Origin of the sequence: Macrococcus brunensis, assembly GCF_022343725.1 — a bacterium.
Classification (GTDB): Bacteria; Bacillota; Bacilli; order Staphylococcales; family Staphylococcaceae; genus Macrococcus; species Macrococcus brunensis.
Window position 1 is genome coordinate 1,959,637 of sequence record NZ_CP092179.1, and the last position, 13,917, is coordinate 1,973,553.

Below are 13,917 nucleotides of genomic sequence, written 5' to 3' on the forward strand. Positions count from 1 at the left end.
CTCCTTGTATTTTAAATTTTTCCCCGAATTTTTGCGCCCAACGTAACACTTAATCCCCAGCATCACTCCTTTCATTATGCGTGACTATACCATCTGTACTTCTCTGACGTAGTCATCCACTGTTTTTTCATCATCGAAATAGACGCAGATCTGCTGCCCAAAAATACATTCAATGTTGATGTCCATATCATAGATAGACTTTAAAGCTTCCGGCGTGATGACATCATCCTTTGGTCCGTCGAGCAGAATTTCGCCTTCTTTCATCGCGACGATATAATCTGCGTAGCATGAAGCGAAGTTGATGTCATGTATGACAATGACGATTGTCTTCTGTTTTTCTCTTACGAGACGTCTGAGTAGCTGCATCATCTGAACAGAGTGTTTCATATCCAGATTGTTCAGCGGCTCATCTAAAAAGATATAGTCTGTATCTTGCGCAAGCGTCATCGCGATAAAAGCACGCTGTCTCTGCCCGCCTGACAGCTCATCTAAATAAGCCTCCTGCATGTTCGTCAGTCCCATATATTCAAGCGATTCATCGACCACTTGTTTATCTGTCTTCGATAGTCGTCCTTTCGAATACGGGAAACGGCCAAAGTTCACCAGTTCGCGGACTGTAAGTTTTAAATTGGTATGATTGCTCTGCTTCAGAACAGCCAGTTCCTTTGCAACCTGATCACTTTTCAGACGAGTGATTTCAGTCCCGTTCAGTTCAACAGAACCCGTTGTCACATCAATCAGACGTGTCGCAGCATTGAGCAATGTACTTTTACCCGCGCCGTTAGGACCGATAATCGCCGTTATAGCACCTTGTCTGATTTCTGTCGATACATTTTTAAGGATCTTTTTCTTTCCGATATCAAGCGATAATTGACTGACTTTAATCATGTGCGCCCTCCTTAAAGAGTAAATAGATGAAGTAGAGTCCTCCGACAAAATTGATCATAATCGTAATTTCAGTCGTCCCGTCAAAAATATACTGGGTCATCATCTGACCGATCAGTAGCGTAATCACTGAAATCAGTATCGTGCAGACAATGAGCAGCTTATGTTCATAAGTCCGGATAAACTGATAGGTAATGTTACAGACGATGATACCCAGAAATGTGATAGGTCCGACAAGGGCTGTTGAAATGCTGACAAGAATTGCGACAATCAGCAGCATTGAACGCGTTAACTTGTCGACATCAAGTCCAAGGTTGACCGCATGAATCTTCCCAAGACTTAAAACGTCCAGTTCATGACTCCTGCGGTAGACGAGGATGAGCAGTAAACCGATTAAAACTGCACAGAGAATCAGCAGCTTTTCGTTTACTGTATTGAAGCTTGCAAATAATCTGTCCTGCAGCATCAGGAAATCATCGGGATTCATGACCATGTGCATGAAGCTTGAAAGACTTTGAAAGCAAGTTCCCATCACCAGACCGAAGAGCAGGATAAAGTAAACTGATGTATTTTTTCTGAAAACGAGTTTGAAAAGTCCGAGTGTAAACAGAACCATTAGAGCAACAGAAAGAAAGAAATTAATATACGTATTCATCAGCAGCGAACTGACAGCCCCGAATATAAAGATGATGACCGTCTGCAGGAATAAATAGACAGCATCAAGGCCGATGACTGACGGCGTCAGCAGATGATTTTCTGTCAGCGTCTGAAAAATCAGTGATGAGACACCGATGGCTGCGCCTACCAGAATAATAGCTGCAACTTTACGCACGCGTGCAGGTAAAACGTAGCCGAGTGCATTCATATTCAGCTGTATCAGAATATAAAGACCAATTAATACGACCGCCGTCACTAGTAATAGCAGAACTTTCTTAGATTTTGGCGACATACTCGTTCCTCCTTTTCAAGAGAAGCAGCATGAAAAGCACGCTGCCGATAATGCCGAGCGTCAGACCAATCGGGATTTCGTAAGGAAAAATAATCAGGCGGCTGAAAATGTCCGCAACCATTACAAGGATCGAACCAATCAGCGCTGTAAACGGCAGCGTCTTCTGCAGGTGGTCGCCTACAAGCATATAAACGATATTCGGCACAACAAGACCTAGGAACGGCAGAACTCCGATTGTTACAACGACTGTCGCCGATACCACGGCGCTGATGATAACACCGATATTCATGATGCGTTCGTATGGAATGCCTAGATTGCGACTAAACGATTCTCCCATGCCGACAATGGTGAAATGATGTGCGAAGAAATAAATCAGTATGACCATCGGAATAATAATATAGAGAATCTCATAACGTCCCGACGTCACCATCGAAAAATCACCAACAAAGAAATTGCCGATACTCTGCATCGCATTGAATCGAAGCGCCATGAACGTCGCAAAACTGGAAACGATATTACCGAGCATCAGTCCGACGAGCGGAATAAAAATGGCATCTTTGTATTTGATACGGTTGACGATGAACATAAATGAGAGCGTTCCAATAATCGCAGCCATTATCGCAAAGATGAGTTTGATGAGAATATGGGCTTCCGTGAAGAAAATCATGGCAATCAGAATACCGAGTTTCGCGAAATCCATCGTTCCTGCTGTTGTCGGTGAAACAAATTTATTACGTGTCAGCTGCTGCATCAGCAGCCCTGAAATACTGAGAGCAGCACCTGCCAGAATGATCGAGATAGTCCTCGGCAGTCGACTGTTGATCAATATATTTTTTTCATTGGCTGTCAGCTGCAAAAGGTGTCTGGGCGCAAGATCCACTACACCGATAAAAATAGACAGCATAGACAGTACAATGAGTAGGATAACCAGGTACCGCAACTTCATATGAAAAAGCTCCTCTGCAATTGATAATCATTATCATTTATAATGATAACAAAGTTAATACGCATTTCAACCTTTTTTCTGTATTTAATTTAATAACATGTTAATCTTTCCTATTTAATAGAAAAAAATATTTATTATTTTGTATACGCATTCATTACGGGGTATTTATGTCTTCTCTTTCATGCTATATTGAGAGAGTATTATTTAATTTAAGGGGGTATTTCTATGCATCAGGAGGATTCTCTGAAGAAATCCATCGGCTTGATGACAGCCATCACAATTGTTATCGGTACGATTATTGGATCCGGTGTATTTGTTAAGCCATCAGTCGTTCTCGGCCATGCAGGATCCAGCAATATGGCGATTGCAGCCTGGGTTGTCGGGGGTGTGCTGACGCTTGCTGCGGGGTTGACCATCGCTGAAGTCGGTGCTCAGATTCCGAAGACAGGTGGGCTTTATGCTTATATTCGTGATATATACGGTCGTTTCTGGGGCTTCTTAACGGGATGGGTCCAGACTGTTATTTATGGTCCAGCCATTATCGCTTCTCTCACTTTATTCTTCGGTATTTTAGTAGCTAACTTTTTTGGTTTCAGTGAGAGCCTGGGTATCTGGATTGGGATTGCAGCACTCACATTCCTAGTCATTCTTAATATTCTGGGTACTGGTCTTGGCGGAGCGATGCAGAACTTCACAACAGTCGCTAAACTGATTCCAGTATTTGCGATTATCATCTTTGGATTATTATGGGGGAAAGCAGATATCTTTAATCAAGATGTAACGAGTCTTATTAAAGATGGGGATGAGATCAACTTCGGTCGTGCTGTACTCGCGACGCTATTCGCTTACGACGGCTGGATTATGCTGACGAACTTAACAGGCGAGATGAAAAATGCGAAACGCAATCTGCCGCTCGCGATGCTTATCGGCCTGTCAGTCGTGACGCTCGCTTATGTTTTCATCAATATTGCCGTCTTCCATGTCATTCCTGCATCAGAACTGATCGGTATGGGTAATACCAGCTCAGCACAGGCAGCGACTGTTCTCTTCGGTTCTATCGGGGCAAAATTCGTCAATATCGGTGTCATCATCTCCATCTTCGGCTGTCTGAACGGTAAGATCATGACATTCCCTCGTGTACCATTTGCGATGGCAGACGATCACTTATTGCCATTCTCTAAAGTCATCGGTTACGTCAGCCCGAAAACAAATACACCAGTCGGCGCACTCAGTATCGTTTATCTGCTTGGCCTTCTGCTCGTCCTTCTGACGATGGCGTTTCCTAAAGTCGTCAATGCGGACTACTTATCCGAAATCTGTATTTTTGTCATCTATGTTTTCTATATCATGGCTTTTGTCGGTTTATTCCTGCTCAGAAAACGTTTTAAAGGTCAAAGAGCTTACTCGGTACCACTTTATCCAGTCGTACCGATCGTCGCTATTCTAGGAGGTCTGTTCATCATTATCAGTACCCTGCAGAGTGACTTCCTTGGGGCGCTTTATTCACTGATAATCGTTGCCGTCGGTATTCCTTTTTATCTGTTCCTTAAAAAGCATGTTTAAGCTATTTATTTAACGGCTATAAATAAGAAAACCGTGAAAAGAGGAGTTCAATATGAAAAGATTAATCTCATTATTAATTAAATTAGCACCCATCATTTTACCGATTTTACAACGTCAGTTAAACAAACGTAACAACACAAACAACTATAACCGCTAAAAAAATGACCCTCGTCTGAGGGTCATTTTTTTATGCTTTCCATGCTGCAAGAATCATCAACGCCCAGCTGGCGATAAAGAGAACGCCACCGATTGGTGTAATCGCGCCTAGTACTTTAATCTGTGTTACGGCAAGCACATAGAGTGAACCGCTGAAGAAAATAATACCCGCTGTCATCAGCCATCCTGCTGTATTTAGGTTCAGTTTAGTCGTCCCCATCAGGATACCGATCAACACTAATCCTAGTGCATGATACATCTGATAAGTCGTCGCCTTGTTCCAGATGTCGAGATATTTCTCGCTCAGCTTTCCTTCAAGTCCATGTGCACCAAAAGCACCGAGCGCCACTGCGATAAGTGCATTAAGTGCACCTATTATAATAAATGTCTTCATGTTATCCTCCTAAAAATCAAATAACGAATCGCCATTGCCAAAACCATCATCTGTTACTGCTTTATTTTCTTTCGTTGGGACTTTCGCACCCATCATCTTCAGCTCTGCAGCAGATATGACAGGTTGAGAGGTGGTTGGATTTGAATGACTCACGTACTGCACTTTCTCATCTGCATCCGCGGTAGTTGCAGCAAGTCTTGCAAGTGTTTCAACTGCGTACATATGTCTTGCAAACATTTCACCGTCTGACATCTTTGCCTTACTCAGTTCAGCCTCTATCTGCTGAATGACCTTATTTTTCATGCATCACAACCTCTTTGCACCAGTTAATCGGTTCAAGACCTTGTGCTTTCAAATAGTCATTTGTCTGACTATAAGGCTTTGAACCAAAGAAGCCGCGAAAAGCACTTAAAGGGCTCGGATGGACGCTTGTAATGATATGATGTTTCGTCGTATCAATAAGAGGCAGTTTACTCTGTGCCGGTTTTCCCCAGAGTATGAACACAACATGCTCTTTCTCATCACTGACTGCTTTAATCACTTCGTTCGTAAAGGTTTCCCAGCCGATGCCACGGTGTGAGTTCGCCTGTCCTTTCTCCACAGTCATGACCGTGTTGAGTAACAGGACACCTTCTTCTGCCCAGCCTGTCAGTTCACCTGTCTGTCTGACACAGCCTGTATCTTCTTCAAGTTCCTTATACATATTGCGCAGTGAAGGGGGCAACTTGGTACCGTTCTTGACTGAGAACGCTAAACCATGTGCCTGGTCCGGACCATGATAAGGATCCTGCCCGAGTATCACAACCTTTACTTTATCAAACGGCGTGTATTTAAACGCGTTATAGATGTTCTCACGCGCCGGATAAATCTCTTTTGTTTCATAAGCTTCTTCCAGAAATGAATCCATCTCCGTAAAATCGTGTTTTCCCTTGATTTCCTTGAATATTGTATCCCAATTCATCTCATCACCTCTTCATATGAATTGTATCATAATTTGTAAGCATTTTATTTTGTCATACCCGTATTCATGCTATGATAATAATAATCAGAAAAAGAATGGGGTATGTCACATGTCACTTAAGAAAACTTTAACTATTGCAGGGTCTGACACAAGTGCCGGAGCAGGCATGCAGGCCGATTTAAAAACGTTCCAGGAGTTAAACACATACGGTATGGTCGCACTGACTGCAGTTGTTACAATGGATCCTGAAACATGGGGTCATGATGTTACACCACTACCAATTGATTTATTAGATAAACAGATTAAGACTGCATTATCTATCGGTCCAGATGCAATCAAAACAGGTATGCTCGGTTCAGAAGAGATTATCGGCCGTGCAGCACAAGCCTACAAAGATTCAGATGCTGACTTTTTCGTTGTGGACCCAGTTATGGTCTGCAAAGGAGAAGATGAAGTCTTAAATCCTGGTAATACTGAAGCGATGATCAAAGAACTGTTACCACTTGCTACAGTCGTTACACCTAACCTTTTTGAAGCTGGCCAATTATCGGGTCTCGGTAAACTGACTTCTATCGACCAGATGAAGGAAGCGGCGCGTATTATTCATGAACGCGGTGCGAAACACGTCATCATTAAAGGCGGCAAAGCACTTGAAGGACAAGAAGCAGTTGACCTTTACTTTGACGGTGAAACTTATACATTGCTGACAACAGAAAAATTCCAGTCTTCTTATAATCACGGTGCTGGCTGTACATTCGCTGCTGCGACAACAGCAAACTTAGCGAACGGTCAGTCTCCACGTGAAGCAGTCATCAATGCTAAAGTATTCGTCGCTTCTGCTATTAAACACGGCTGGAAAATGAATGACTTCGTAGGACCTGTTCAGCACGGTGCTTCTAATAAAGTAGAGAAAATCGAAGTAGCAACAAAAGAAGTATAGACTGACGACAGCGGAGAGTGGACCTTATGGTGCACTCTTCTTTATCAATAAAAGCTATAAATCAGCTGCTGACTTTAGTAAAATAGTAGCAGTATTTCATGAGGAGTTATAATGATGGAATTAATTAATGAACAAACTGTACAGCAGCATCTGGACGAATTCGCCAATACACCTGTCTATCTTCATGTTGAGACAACAAATGGCGCATATGCATCACATTTCGATGAACGCGTCTTCAATGCGGGTACTTTTCTTCGCAATATTAAAGTAACTTACATTCAAGGCAAGATCACGGGTGGTAAAAAAGATCCGTACCGCGTCGGCTTAAAGCTCGAAGGCGGCTGGGTTTATGTACAAGGACTTACGCATTACGAAATCGCAGAAGATGGTGCTTTTCTGATGGCCGGCCATAACTATGATGGACAACTGGCTGCCGCTCTTGAAATCAGTCGAACACCATTTCATTTATAAGAGGTGCACAAAATGACAGAATCACAAGTATTAGTTGTATTCCCACATCCTGATGACGAAGCATTCGGTGTTTCAGGTACCCTTGCACAGTTCGTAGATGCAGGCGTTCCTGTTACTTACGCATGTCTAACGCTTGGACAGATGGGCCGTAATTTAGGTAATCCCCCGTTTGCAACGCGCGAGTCACTTCCTTTTATCCGCGAACAGGAACTGGAACGTGCAGCGGAAGCTATCGGTATTAAAGATTTAAGAAAAATGGGCTACCGCGATAAAACACTGGAATTTGAAAAAACCGAAGACCTGGCTAACATGGTCGGTGCTTTAATAGATGAACTGAAACCTTCTCTCATCATTTCATTCTATCCAGGCCACGCTGTGCACCCGGACCACGAGGCTACAGCAGATGCAGTGATTGAAGCAGTCAGACGCCTGCCTGAAAATGAACGACCTAAACTCAATCTTGTCGCTTTCAGTCATGATACGTTTGATGTCCTAGGTGCACCAGACGTTGTCGTTGATATAACAGGATATGAAGAACAGAAAATGCGCGTGCTGGAAGCACATGCCTCACAGACAGGTCCAATGCTTAAAAATCTCGCCGCAGACTCTCAGCAGGCAGAAGAAACGCGTGATATGTGGATGAAAACAGAACGCTTTTACAGCTATACTGTATAACGAAACTTAGGAGATTAGTAAAATGAAAGAATATAATTTAAAGACACGTGAAGGTCGCTGGAGACATTTTGGTTCCGTTGACCCGATCAAAGGTACTAAACCGACCGAAAAAGAATTGATGATGGATTTACAGAGCTCTAAAAAAGACTTTTTATTTGAAATCGACCATGTCGGTATCAAGAATCTGACTTATCCTGTCCGTATCGGTGATTTCCAGACAGTCGGCAATTTCAGTCTGTCTACTCATCTGGCAAAAGATGAGAAAGGCATTAACATGAGTCGTATTCTGGAATCTGTTGAGTCGCATTATGAAAATGGTCTGACACTCGACTTCGATACTCTGAAGAAAGTTCTCATTACACTTCAGACAGCGATGAAACAAAAAAACGCCTCTGTTGAAGTAGAAGGTGTCTGGTTCTTCGACCGTTACAGCCCGATCACTAACTTAAAAGCAGTCGGCCATGCGGATACCACATTTGAGATGACAGTCGCTGATGAAGAAGTCAGCAGCCAGTCATTAACGATTAAAGCACAAGTGACGACGCTTTGCCCATGTTCAAAAGAAATCAGTGAATATTCTGCACATAACCAGCGCGGCGTCGTGACGGTCAAAGCGGACCTTGCTGAAGAACTGCCCGCTGATTACAAAGAACAGATGCTTGAAGCGATGGAGATCAACGCATCAAGTATGCTGTACCCTATCTTAAAACGCACAGATGAAAAATCTGTTACAGAACGTGCTTATGAAAACCCTCGTTTTGTTGAAGATTTACTGCGTTTGATTGCTGCTGATTTAGTAGAATTACCATTCATCAAAGGATTTGAGATTGAATGTCGTAACGAGGAATCTATTCACCAGCATGATGCGTTTGCCCGTCTTAAATACAGTAAATAAGGAGCCCTTATGACTGAAAAAGAAAAGATGCTGCGCGGCGAGCTTTATAATCCGCAAGATCCTACACTTGTCAGTGACCGTGTTCAGGCGAAACTTGCAACACGTAGTTTCAATGCGATACCTGAAAACTTAGCAGAAGAACGTGCGAAAAAAGTGAAGGCTATCTTCGGCTCAACAGGTGAACAGATTCATGTCGAAAGTAATCTACGAGTCGACTATGGTTATAATATTTACGTGGGTGAAAATTTTTATTCAAACTTTGATTTAACATTGCTTGATGTCGCGCGTATTGATATCGGTGACAACTGTATGATTGCGCCCGGCGTGCATATTTATACCGCGACACATCCGGTGAATCCAGTTGAACGTAACAGCGGCGTCGAGTATGCCAAACCTGTTAAGATTGGTCACAACTGCTGGATTGGTGGCCATTCAGTCATTAATCCAGGTGTGACAATCGGAGACAATGTAGTCATAGCGAGTGGCAGTGTTGTCACTAAAGATGTGACCGATAATGTCGTAGTTGCAGGCGTACCTGCTCGAGTCATCCAAATCATTGAATAAAAAAAATGGACTGATTGCTCAGTCCATTTTTTTATTCATTTTCCTGTTTGACGTACTTCATAATGGCTCTTCCGACGCCGCTTTCTTCATTTGAATCTGTTAAATATTTGGCGATAGCTTTTGTCTCACGTGCTGCGTTCTCCATTGCGACAGAAAACCCTGCTACTTCAAGCATCGATACATCATTCAGATTGTCTCCAAGTGCCATCGTTTCTGACAGTGGAATTTCCAGCTGTTCAGCGATTCGTTTCAGTGCGACTCCTTTTTGGGCATCTGCATGTGTGATTTCTAAGTTGTTTCGGGCAGATGCTGAAACCGCAAGACTGCTGAACGCTTTCAGTTCACTTTTAGCCTGCATTAATTTATGATGATCACTTGTATAAGCAAGCAGTTTCATGACGAGCTCACCTTCGCGGTCATATATCATGCTGTAGTCATCTACTTCTTTTAAAGTCCCTTGTTCAAGACGCTTTTCGATTCCTTCGCGTATCTTTTCTTCATCAGGCTCGTTACCGGCCTGCATGGCAATGTCGAGATAAATCTGCAAGTCTTTTTCTTTGTCTTCTGTGTAGATACCGAAGTTCGTATAGACTTGATAAAAGATATCATATTTACGCAGAACACCGGTCACTTCTTCGATCTGTTCTGGATTTAAATGAGAGGTATGCGTGATATTAAACTGTTCGTCTCTTATTTCTGCACCGTTCAGACAGATGTAGGGAACCGTCAGTCCGGTTGGTTTGACAGGCATATTCGCCTCGTAAAAAGCGCGTCCCGTGGCGATGACAACTGTCACCCCTTGACTCTGTGCATAGCGGATGGCCTCGATGTTCTCCTGTGAGATTTCGTGCCCTGAATTGAGTAATGTTCCGTCCATATCTGTTGCGATAAGTCTGATCATTCTTTCATCTCCTCTTCTTGTGCTGCCACTTCCAAGTTTACTACACCTTTATGTCTGGCTACCTTATTTTTGCGTATATTTCTGAAGAATTCCGTTAAGATCACACTGCATTCTACCTGACAGATGCCTTTGATAACGGTCGCCCGGTGATTGAACCTCTGTTCAGTCAGCAGGTTCATCAGACTGCCACTGCATCCGCCTTTTGGATCAGTCGCGCCGTAGACGACAACAGGAATCCGGCTCATGACGATCGCACCTGCGCACATCACACACGGTTCAAGCGTCACATAGATAGTGCAGTCTTCCAGTCGCCAGGAACCTAAATGTTCAGCTGCTTCATTGATAGCTATCATTTCAGCGTGATAGGTCGGATTCTGCTCAGTCTCCCTGAGATTATGTCCACGACCGATGATTTCACCGTGGTGCACGACGACTGCCCCAATCGGGACCTCACCTATCGCCTCAGCTTTACGCGCCTCATCCAGCGCCTGTTTCATAAAAATTTCATGATTCATCGTAGACCACCTTAATTCGATTTGTGTTACAATACATATACATTTTATCGGTAGGAGAAAATTATGTCATTATATATAGCTATTGAAGGCCCTATTGGTGTTGGCAAAAGCTCCCTCACACGTATGCTGTCAGAAACTCTTCAGATGGAGACGTTATATGAAATAGTAGAAGAAAATCCTTTTCTCAGTGATTTCTATGAAGACATCAATAAATGGAGTTTTCAGACGGAGATGTTCTTCCTCTGTAACCGCTATAAACAAATTAACGACCTCGCTGACCGCTCTGTCATCAGCGACTATCACATCCTAAAGAATAAAGTCTTTGCCAGAAACACATTAAACACCACTGAATACGCGATGTTCGAGAAAATTTATGATGTCATGACCGAAGATTTACGACGACCTGATGTCACTATCTTCCTGACAGCTGAACTACCTGTCCTTAAGGAACGCATCAAAAAACGTGACCGTGACTTCGAGATGTCCATTACTGATGATTATTTACTGACCTTAATCAAAGATTATCATGATGTCTATCAGTCGGCGACTCATGCTCTCTATATCGATACAACAGACCTTGATTTTGTTCATCGTCCTGAAGATTATGACAGAATATTATCACAAATCACGACTTTGTTAGGAGAAAACCATGTATAACATACCCAATGATGCCATCATTACAATCGCCGGTACAGTCGGCGTCGGCAAATCGTCGCTGACAAAAGCAATGGCTGAAAAGCTGAATTTCAGAACTTCATTTGAGAAAGTAGATAACAACCCTTATCTCGAGAAATTTTATCAGGACTTTGACCGCTGGAGCTTCCATCTGCAGATTTACTTCCTTGCTGAACGCTTCAAGGAACAAAAACGCATGTTTGAATATGGTGGCGGCTTTATCCAGGACCGTTCTATTTATGAAGATGTCGACATCTTTGCGAAGATGCACGAAGAAGGTGGCACAATGACTGCTGAAGACTTCGAAACTTATCGCCAGCTTTACGAGGCAATGGTCATGACACCTTATTTCCCTCGTCCTGACTGTCTGATTTATCTTGAATGCGATTATGAAGCAGTCATACGTCGTATCTCTGAACGTGGCCGTCAAATGGAGATTGAGACAGATGAAGCATACTGGCGTGCTTTATTTGCCCGTTATGAGAAATGGATTGACGGCTTCAATGCCTGCCCAGTCGTCCGCATTCATATCGATGAATACGATGTCTTCGGTGATATTGACTCACTCGACCCTGTAATCGAAAAAATCGGCAAAGTGATTCATGCACATCGTGCTTCACAACAAAGATAGACCGCATATGCGGTCTATTTTATTTGGTCTATATGAATCTCACTGACACTGTTCAAAATCAGATTAGCATCGCGCAGGTCCTGTCTATCGCCGGAGCCGCTCAGTACGCCAATCACTTTCTTGACCTGACCATTTCTGCCGAGCATAACGTCCATTTCCGTGTCACCCACCATCACGGTCTCGGACGCAGTGACATTCAGTTTATCCATAATCTCATCGATGAGTGCTTTCTGCGGTTTCTGATGCTCTGTATTGTCACTTGTGACGATGAGATCAAAGTAAGGTGACAGTTCAAACTTATTGATGAATAAATCCATGGAATACTGATCATCTGCAGACACAATCGCCAGTTGATAGCCCGCTTCTTTTAAGCGCTTCAGTGTATCTTTCACGCCTTCGATAATTTCTATATCATCGACTTCATTGTCAGTCGAAAGATGTTCCATCTGGCTGAGCGTCCAGTCAGCCATTCTTTCTCCTTCCGGCAATACGCGTAGACGTTCAACTATTGATTTCACACTATCAGCACGCAGCACTTTATCCAGCTGATCATCAATGAGGCCAAAAGCATCCTTGATTTCTGACTTCGGTATGTGGATATTGGAACGCAATGAAAACTCATTAATCAGATCATCTGCGAGTTTAACGATGACACTCCCAAGCTCCATCAGCGTGCCATCTTTATCAAATATAATGAGTTCAGTCATATGTCACCTCTATTTAATTTTCAGACACCAGTTAAATGGGTCTTCTTTTTTACCTTCCTGAATCGCTGTATATTCATCGTAAAGTCGCTGCGTCACAGGTCCTGTCACGCCGTCATTGATCACAACTTCCTGATCTTTATAGCGAATAGAACCGACTGGTGAAATCACTGCTGCTGTCCCTGTGCCAAATATTTCAGAGACATCTTCAGAACTCAGAATTTCTTCAATCGCAATACGTCTTTCTTCCACTTCATAACCAAGATACTCAGCCAGCTGTAGAATCGATTTACGAGTGATACCTGGCAGGATGCTGCCGTTCAGTTCAGGCGTCACGACTTTACCGTTAATAACAAAGAAGATATTCATACTGCCGACTTCTTCAATATAGCGCTGCTCTACACCATCCAGCCAGAGGACCTGATGATAACCGAGTTCTGAAGCACGCGTCTGTGCTGCAAGACTCGCTGCATAGTTACCAGCCACTTTAGCGAAACCGACTCCACCACGTACTGCCCGTACATATTCATCCTCTACATAAATCCGTGTCGCTATCAGTTGGTCGTCTCCGTAATAAGCGCCGACTGGTGACAGAATAATCATGAATTTATATTCTGTCGCTGCATGGACACCGAGATAAGGCTCTGTAGCGATGACAAATGGACGGATATATAGCGATTCACCCTGACCAGATGGAATCCAGTCCTGTTCAAGACGGACAAGCTGCTGCAGGGCATCTAACAGAAACTCTCCATCCACTTCAGGAATATTGAGACGGGCATTGGATTTGTTCATTCGCTTGAAGTTCTCATCTGGTCTGAAGAGAATGATATCGTCACCTTGACGGTATGCTTTCATTCCTTCAAAAACTGCCTGTCCGTAGTGCAGAACTTGTGCTGCTGGCGAGATTTCAATGTTCTGGTAAGGCATGATCACCGCGTTGTGCCAGCCTTCTTCTTTGTTGTAATCCATCGTGAACATATAATCAGTGAACAGCTGACCGAAACCAATCGGTCCCTGCGGCTTTTCTTTCAGTTCTTCTCGTTCAATCACTTTAATATCGCTCATAACTAATCCTCCAATATCCTTGAT

The 13,917-nt window shown here is 43.2% G+C and carries 18 protein-coding genes; 8 read left to right on the plus strand and 10 right to left on the minus strand.

The window, feature by feature from the left end; all coding sequences use genetic code 11:
• Positions 1-84: 84 nt before the first annotated feature.
• The 3 genes from MGG13_RS10375 to MGG13_RS10385 are packed head-to-tail and all read right to left on the minus strand — an operon-like array spanning position 85 to position 2,780.
• Positions 85-888: an iron ABC transporter ATP-binding protein gene (locus tag MGG13_RS10375; RefSeq protein ID WP_133431877.1), complete on the minus strand. Its 804-nt coding sequence runs from the start codon at positions 886-888 to the stop codon at positions 85-87.
• A complete protein-coding gene (locus MGG13_RS10380) occupies positions 881-1,834 on the minus strand; it encodes an iron chelate uptake ABC transporter family permease subunit (RefSeq protein WP_239034816.1) in 954 nt (317 codons plus the stop codon). Before MGG13_RS10380 ends, MGG13_RS10375 begins: the two co-directional genes overlap by 8 nt.
• A complete protein-coding gene (locus MGG13_RS10385; RefSeq protein ID WP_239034817.1) occupies positions 1,818-2,780 on the minus strand; it encodes an ABC transporter permease in 963 nt (320 codons plus the stop codon). The genes MGG13_RS10380 and MGG13_RS10385 overlap by 17 nt, the downstream gene beginning before the upstream one ends.
• 225 nt (positions 2,781-3,005) lie before the next feature.
• Here MGG13_RS10385 and MGG13_RS10390 point away from each other — a divergent pair, with 225 nt between their 5' ends.
• Positions 3,006-4,343 (plus strand): APC family permease, encoded by a 1,338-nt coding sequence (locus MGG13_RS10390; protein WP_133431874.1) that lies wholly within the window; start codon positions 3,006-3,008, stop codon positions 4,341-4,343.
• A 187-nt stretch (positions 4,344-4,530) separates the two neighbouring features.
• On the opposite strand, the gene MGG13_RS10395 is transcribed toward MGG13_RS10390, so the two are convergent.
• The 3 genes from MGG13_RS10395 to MGG13_RS10405 are packed head-to-tail and all read right to left on the minus strand — an operon-like array spanning position 4,531 to position 5,854.
• Entirely contained in the window at positions 4,531-4,893 is a 363-nt protein-coding gene (locus tag MGG13_RS10395) for a DUF423 domain-containing protein (RefSeq protein WP_133431873.1), read from the minus strand.
• A gap of 9 nt (positions 4,894-4,902) precedes the next feature.
• The gene (locus MGG13_RS10400) at positions 4,903-5,196 is read right to left on the minus strand and encodes a YwdI family protein (RefSeq protein WP_133431872.1); all 294 of its coding nucleotides are present in this window, start codon (positions 5,194-5,196) and stop codon (positions 4,903-4,905) included.
• Positions 5,186-5,854 carry a uracil-DNA glycosylase gene (locus MGG13_RS10405; RefSeq protein WP_133431871.1) on the minus strand — a complete coding sequence of 223 codons (669 nt, stop codon included), beginning with the start codon at positions 5,852-5,854 and terminating at the stop codon, positions 5,186-5,188. The genes MGG13_RS10400 and MGG13_RS10405 overlap by 11 nt, the downstream gene beginning before the upstream one ends.
• A gap of 109 nt (positions 5,855-5,963) precedes the next feature.
• On the opposite strand from MGG13_RS10405, the gene thiD reads away from it, so the two are divergent.
• From thiD to MGG13_RS10430, 5 genes are all read left to right on the plus strand, one after another.
• The gene (gene thiD / locus MGG13_RS10410) at positions 5,964-6,794 is read left to right on the plus strand and encodes a bifunctional hydroxymethylpyrimidine kinase/phosphomethylpyrimidine kinase (RefSeq protein ID WP_133431870.1); all 831 of its coding nucleotides are present in this window, start codon (positions 5,964-5,966) and stop codon (positions 6,792-6,794) included.
• Between the two features lie 114 nt (positions 6,795-6,908).
• On the plus strand, positions 6,909-7,265 hold the full coding sequence (locus MGG13_RS10415) for a YojF family protein (protein WP_133431869.1): 357 nt from the start codon (positions 6,909-6,911) through the stop codon (positions 7,263-7,265).
• A gap of 12 nt (positions 7,266-7,277) precedes the next feature.
• Positions 7,278-7,940 (plus strand): bacillithiol biosynthesis deacetylase BshB2, encoded by a 663-nt coding sequence (gene bshB2 / locus MGG13_RS10420; RefSeq protein ID WP_239034818.1) that lies wholly within the window; start codon positions 7,278-7,280, stop codon positions 7,938-7,940.
• A gap of 22 nt (positions 7,941-7,962) precedes the next feature.
• Positions 7,963-8,835, plus strand: coding sequence for a GTP cyclohydrolase FolE2 (gene folE2 / locus MGG13_RS10425; protein ID WP_239034819.1), 873 nt, complete (start codon positions 7,963-7,965; stop codon positions 8,833-8,835).
• 9 nt (positions 8,836-8,844) lie between these two features.
• Positions 8,845-9,399: a sugar O-acetyltransferase gene (locus MGG13_RS10430; protein ID WP_208001761.1), complete on the plus strand. Its 555-nt coding sequence runs from the start codon at positions 8,845-8,847 to the stop codon at positions 9,397-9,399.
• Positions 9,400-9,430: 31 nt separating this feature from the next.
• Here MGG13_RS10430 and MGG13_RS10435 read toward each other — a convergent pair whose 3' ends face one another.
• Positions 9,431-10,300 (minus strand): Cof-type HAD-IIB family hydrolase, encoded by an 870-nt coding sequence (locus MGG13_RS10435; RefSeq protein ID WP_239034820.1) that lies wholly within the window; start codon positions 10,298-10,300, stop codon positions 9,431-9,433.
• Complete coding sequence (tadA, locus tag MGG13_RS10440; RefSeq protein ID WP_239034821.1) at positions 10,297-10,815, minus strand: tRNA adenosine(34) deaminase TadA; 519 nt, start codon at positions 10,813-10,815, stop codon at positions 10,297-10,299. The genes MGG13_RS10435 and tadA overlap by 4 nt, the downstream gene beginning before the upstream one ends.
• Positions 10,816-10,878: 63 nt before the next feature.
• On the opposite strand from tadA, the gene MGG13_RS10445 reads away from it, so the two are divergent.
• Together MGG13_RS10445 and MGG13_RS10450 are read left to right on the plus strand one after the other, a co-directional pair.
• Positions 10,879-11,472, plus strand: a complete 594-nt coding sequence (locus MGG13_RS10445; RefSeq protein WP_420827897.1) for a deoxynucleoside kinase — start codon at positions 10,879-10,881, stop codon at positions 11,470-11,472.
• Positions 11,465-12,121, plus strand: a complete 657-nt coding sequence (locus MGG13_RS10450; protein ID WP_239034822.1) for a deoxynucleoside kinase — start codon at positions 11,465-11,467, stop codon at positions 12,119-12,121. Before MGG13_RS10445 ends, MGG13_RS10450 begins: the two co-directional genes overlap by 8 nt.
• A 14-nt stretch (positions 12,122-12,135) precedes the next feature.
• Here the strand turns inward: MGG13_RS10450 and MGG13_RS10455 are convergent, their stop codons facing one another.
• Positions 12,136-12,828, minus strand: a complete 693-nt coding sequence (locus MGG13_RS10455; RefSeq protein ID WP_239034823.1) for an HAD family hydrolase — start codon at positions 12,826-12,828, stop codon at positions 12,136-12,138.
• 9 nt (positions 12,829-12,837) lie between these two features.
• Entirely contained in the window at positions 12,838-13,893 is a 1,056-nt protein-coding gene (locus tag MGG13_RS10460; RefSeq protein WP_239034824.1) for a branched-chain amino acid aminotransferase, read from the minus strand.
• Positions 13,894-13,917: the final 24 nt, after the last annotated feature.

Bases quoted from the DNA above. Each gene is read 5' to 3' on its own strand.
- MGG13_RS10445 (WP_420827897.1), top strand. From the start codon at position 10,879: ATGTCATTATATATAGCTATTGAAGGCCCTATTGGTGTTGGCAAAAGC.
- folE2 (WP_239034819.1), top strand. From the start codon at position 7,963: ATGAAAGAATATAATTTAAAGACACGTGAAGGTCGCTGGAGACATTTT.
- MGG13_RS10390 (WP_133431874.1), top strand. From the start codon at position 3,006: ATGCATCAGGAGGATTCTCTGAAGAAATCCATCGGCTTGATGACAGCC.
- bshB2 (WP_239034818.1), top strand. From the start codon at position 7,278: ATGACAGAATCACAAGTATTAGTTGTATTCCCACATCCTGATGACGAA.
- MGG13_RS10375 (WP_133431877.1), bottom strand. From the start codon at position 888: ATGATTAAAGTCAGTCAATTATCGCTTGATATCGGAAAGAAAAAGATC.
- MGG13_RS10460 (WP_239034824.1), bottom strand. From the start codon at position 13,893: ATGAGCGATATTAAAGTGATTGAACGAGAAGAACTGAAAGAAAAGCCG.
- MGG13_RS10385 (WP_239034817.1), bottom strand. From the start codon at position 2,780: ATGAAGTTGCGGTACCTGGTTATCCTACTCATTGTACTGTCTATGCTG.
- MGG13_RS10430 (WP_208001761.1), top strand. From the start codon at position 8,845: ATGACTGAAAAAGAAAAGATGCTGCGCGGCGAGCTTTATAATCCGCAA.
- MGG13_RS10455 (WP_239034823.1), bottom strand. From the start codon at position 12,828: ATGACTGAACTCATTATATTTGATAAAGATGGCACGCTGATGGAGCTT.
- tadA (WP_239034821.1), bottom strand. From the start codon at position 10,815: ATGAATCATGAAATTTTTATGAAACAGGCGCTGGATGAGGCGCGTAAA.
- thiD (WP_133431870.1), top strand. From the start codon at position 5,964: ATGTCACTTAAGAAAACTTTAACTATTGCAGGGTCTGACACAAGTGCC.
- MGG13_RS10450 (WP_239034822.1), top strand. From the start codon at position 11,465: ATGTATAACATACCCAATGATGCCATCATTACAATCGCCGGTACAGTC.
- MGG13_RS10400 (WP_133431872.1), bottom strand. From the start codon at position 5,196: ATGAAAAATAAGGTCATTCAGCAGATAGAGGCTGAACTGAGTAAGGCA.
- MGG13_RS10405 (WP_133431871.1), bottom strand. From the start codon at position 5,854: ATGAATTGGGATACAATATTCAAGGAAATCAAGGGAAAACACGATTTT.
- MGG13_RS10395 (WP_133431873.1), bottom strand. From the start codon at position 4,893: ATGAAGACATTTATTATAATAGGTGCACTTAATGCACTTATCGCAGTG.
- MGG13_RS10380 (WP_239034816.1), bottom strand. From the start codon at position 1,834: ATGTCGCCAAAATCTAAGAAAGTTCTGCTATTACTAGTGACGGCGGTC.
- MGG13_RS10435 (WP_239034820.1), bottom strand. From the start codon at position 10,300: ATGATCAGACTTATCGCAACAGATATGGACGGAACATTACTCAATTCA.
- MGG13_RS10415 (WP_133431869.1), top strand. From the start codon at position 6,909: ATGGAATTAATTAATGAACAAACTGTACAGCAGCATCTGGACGAATTC.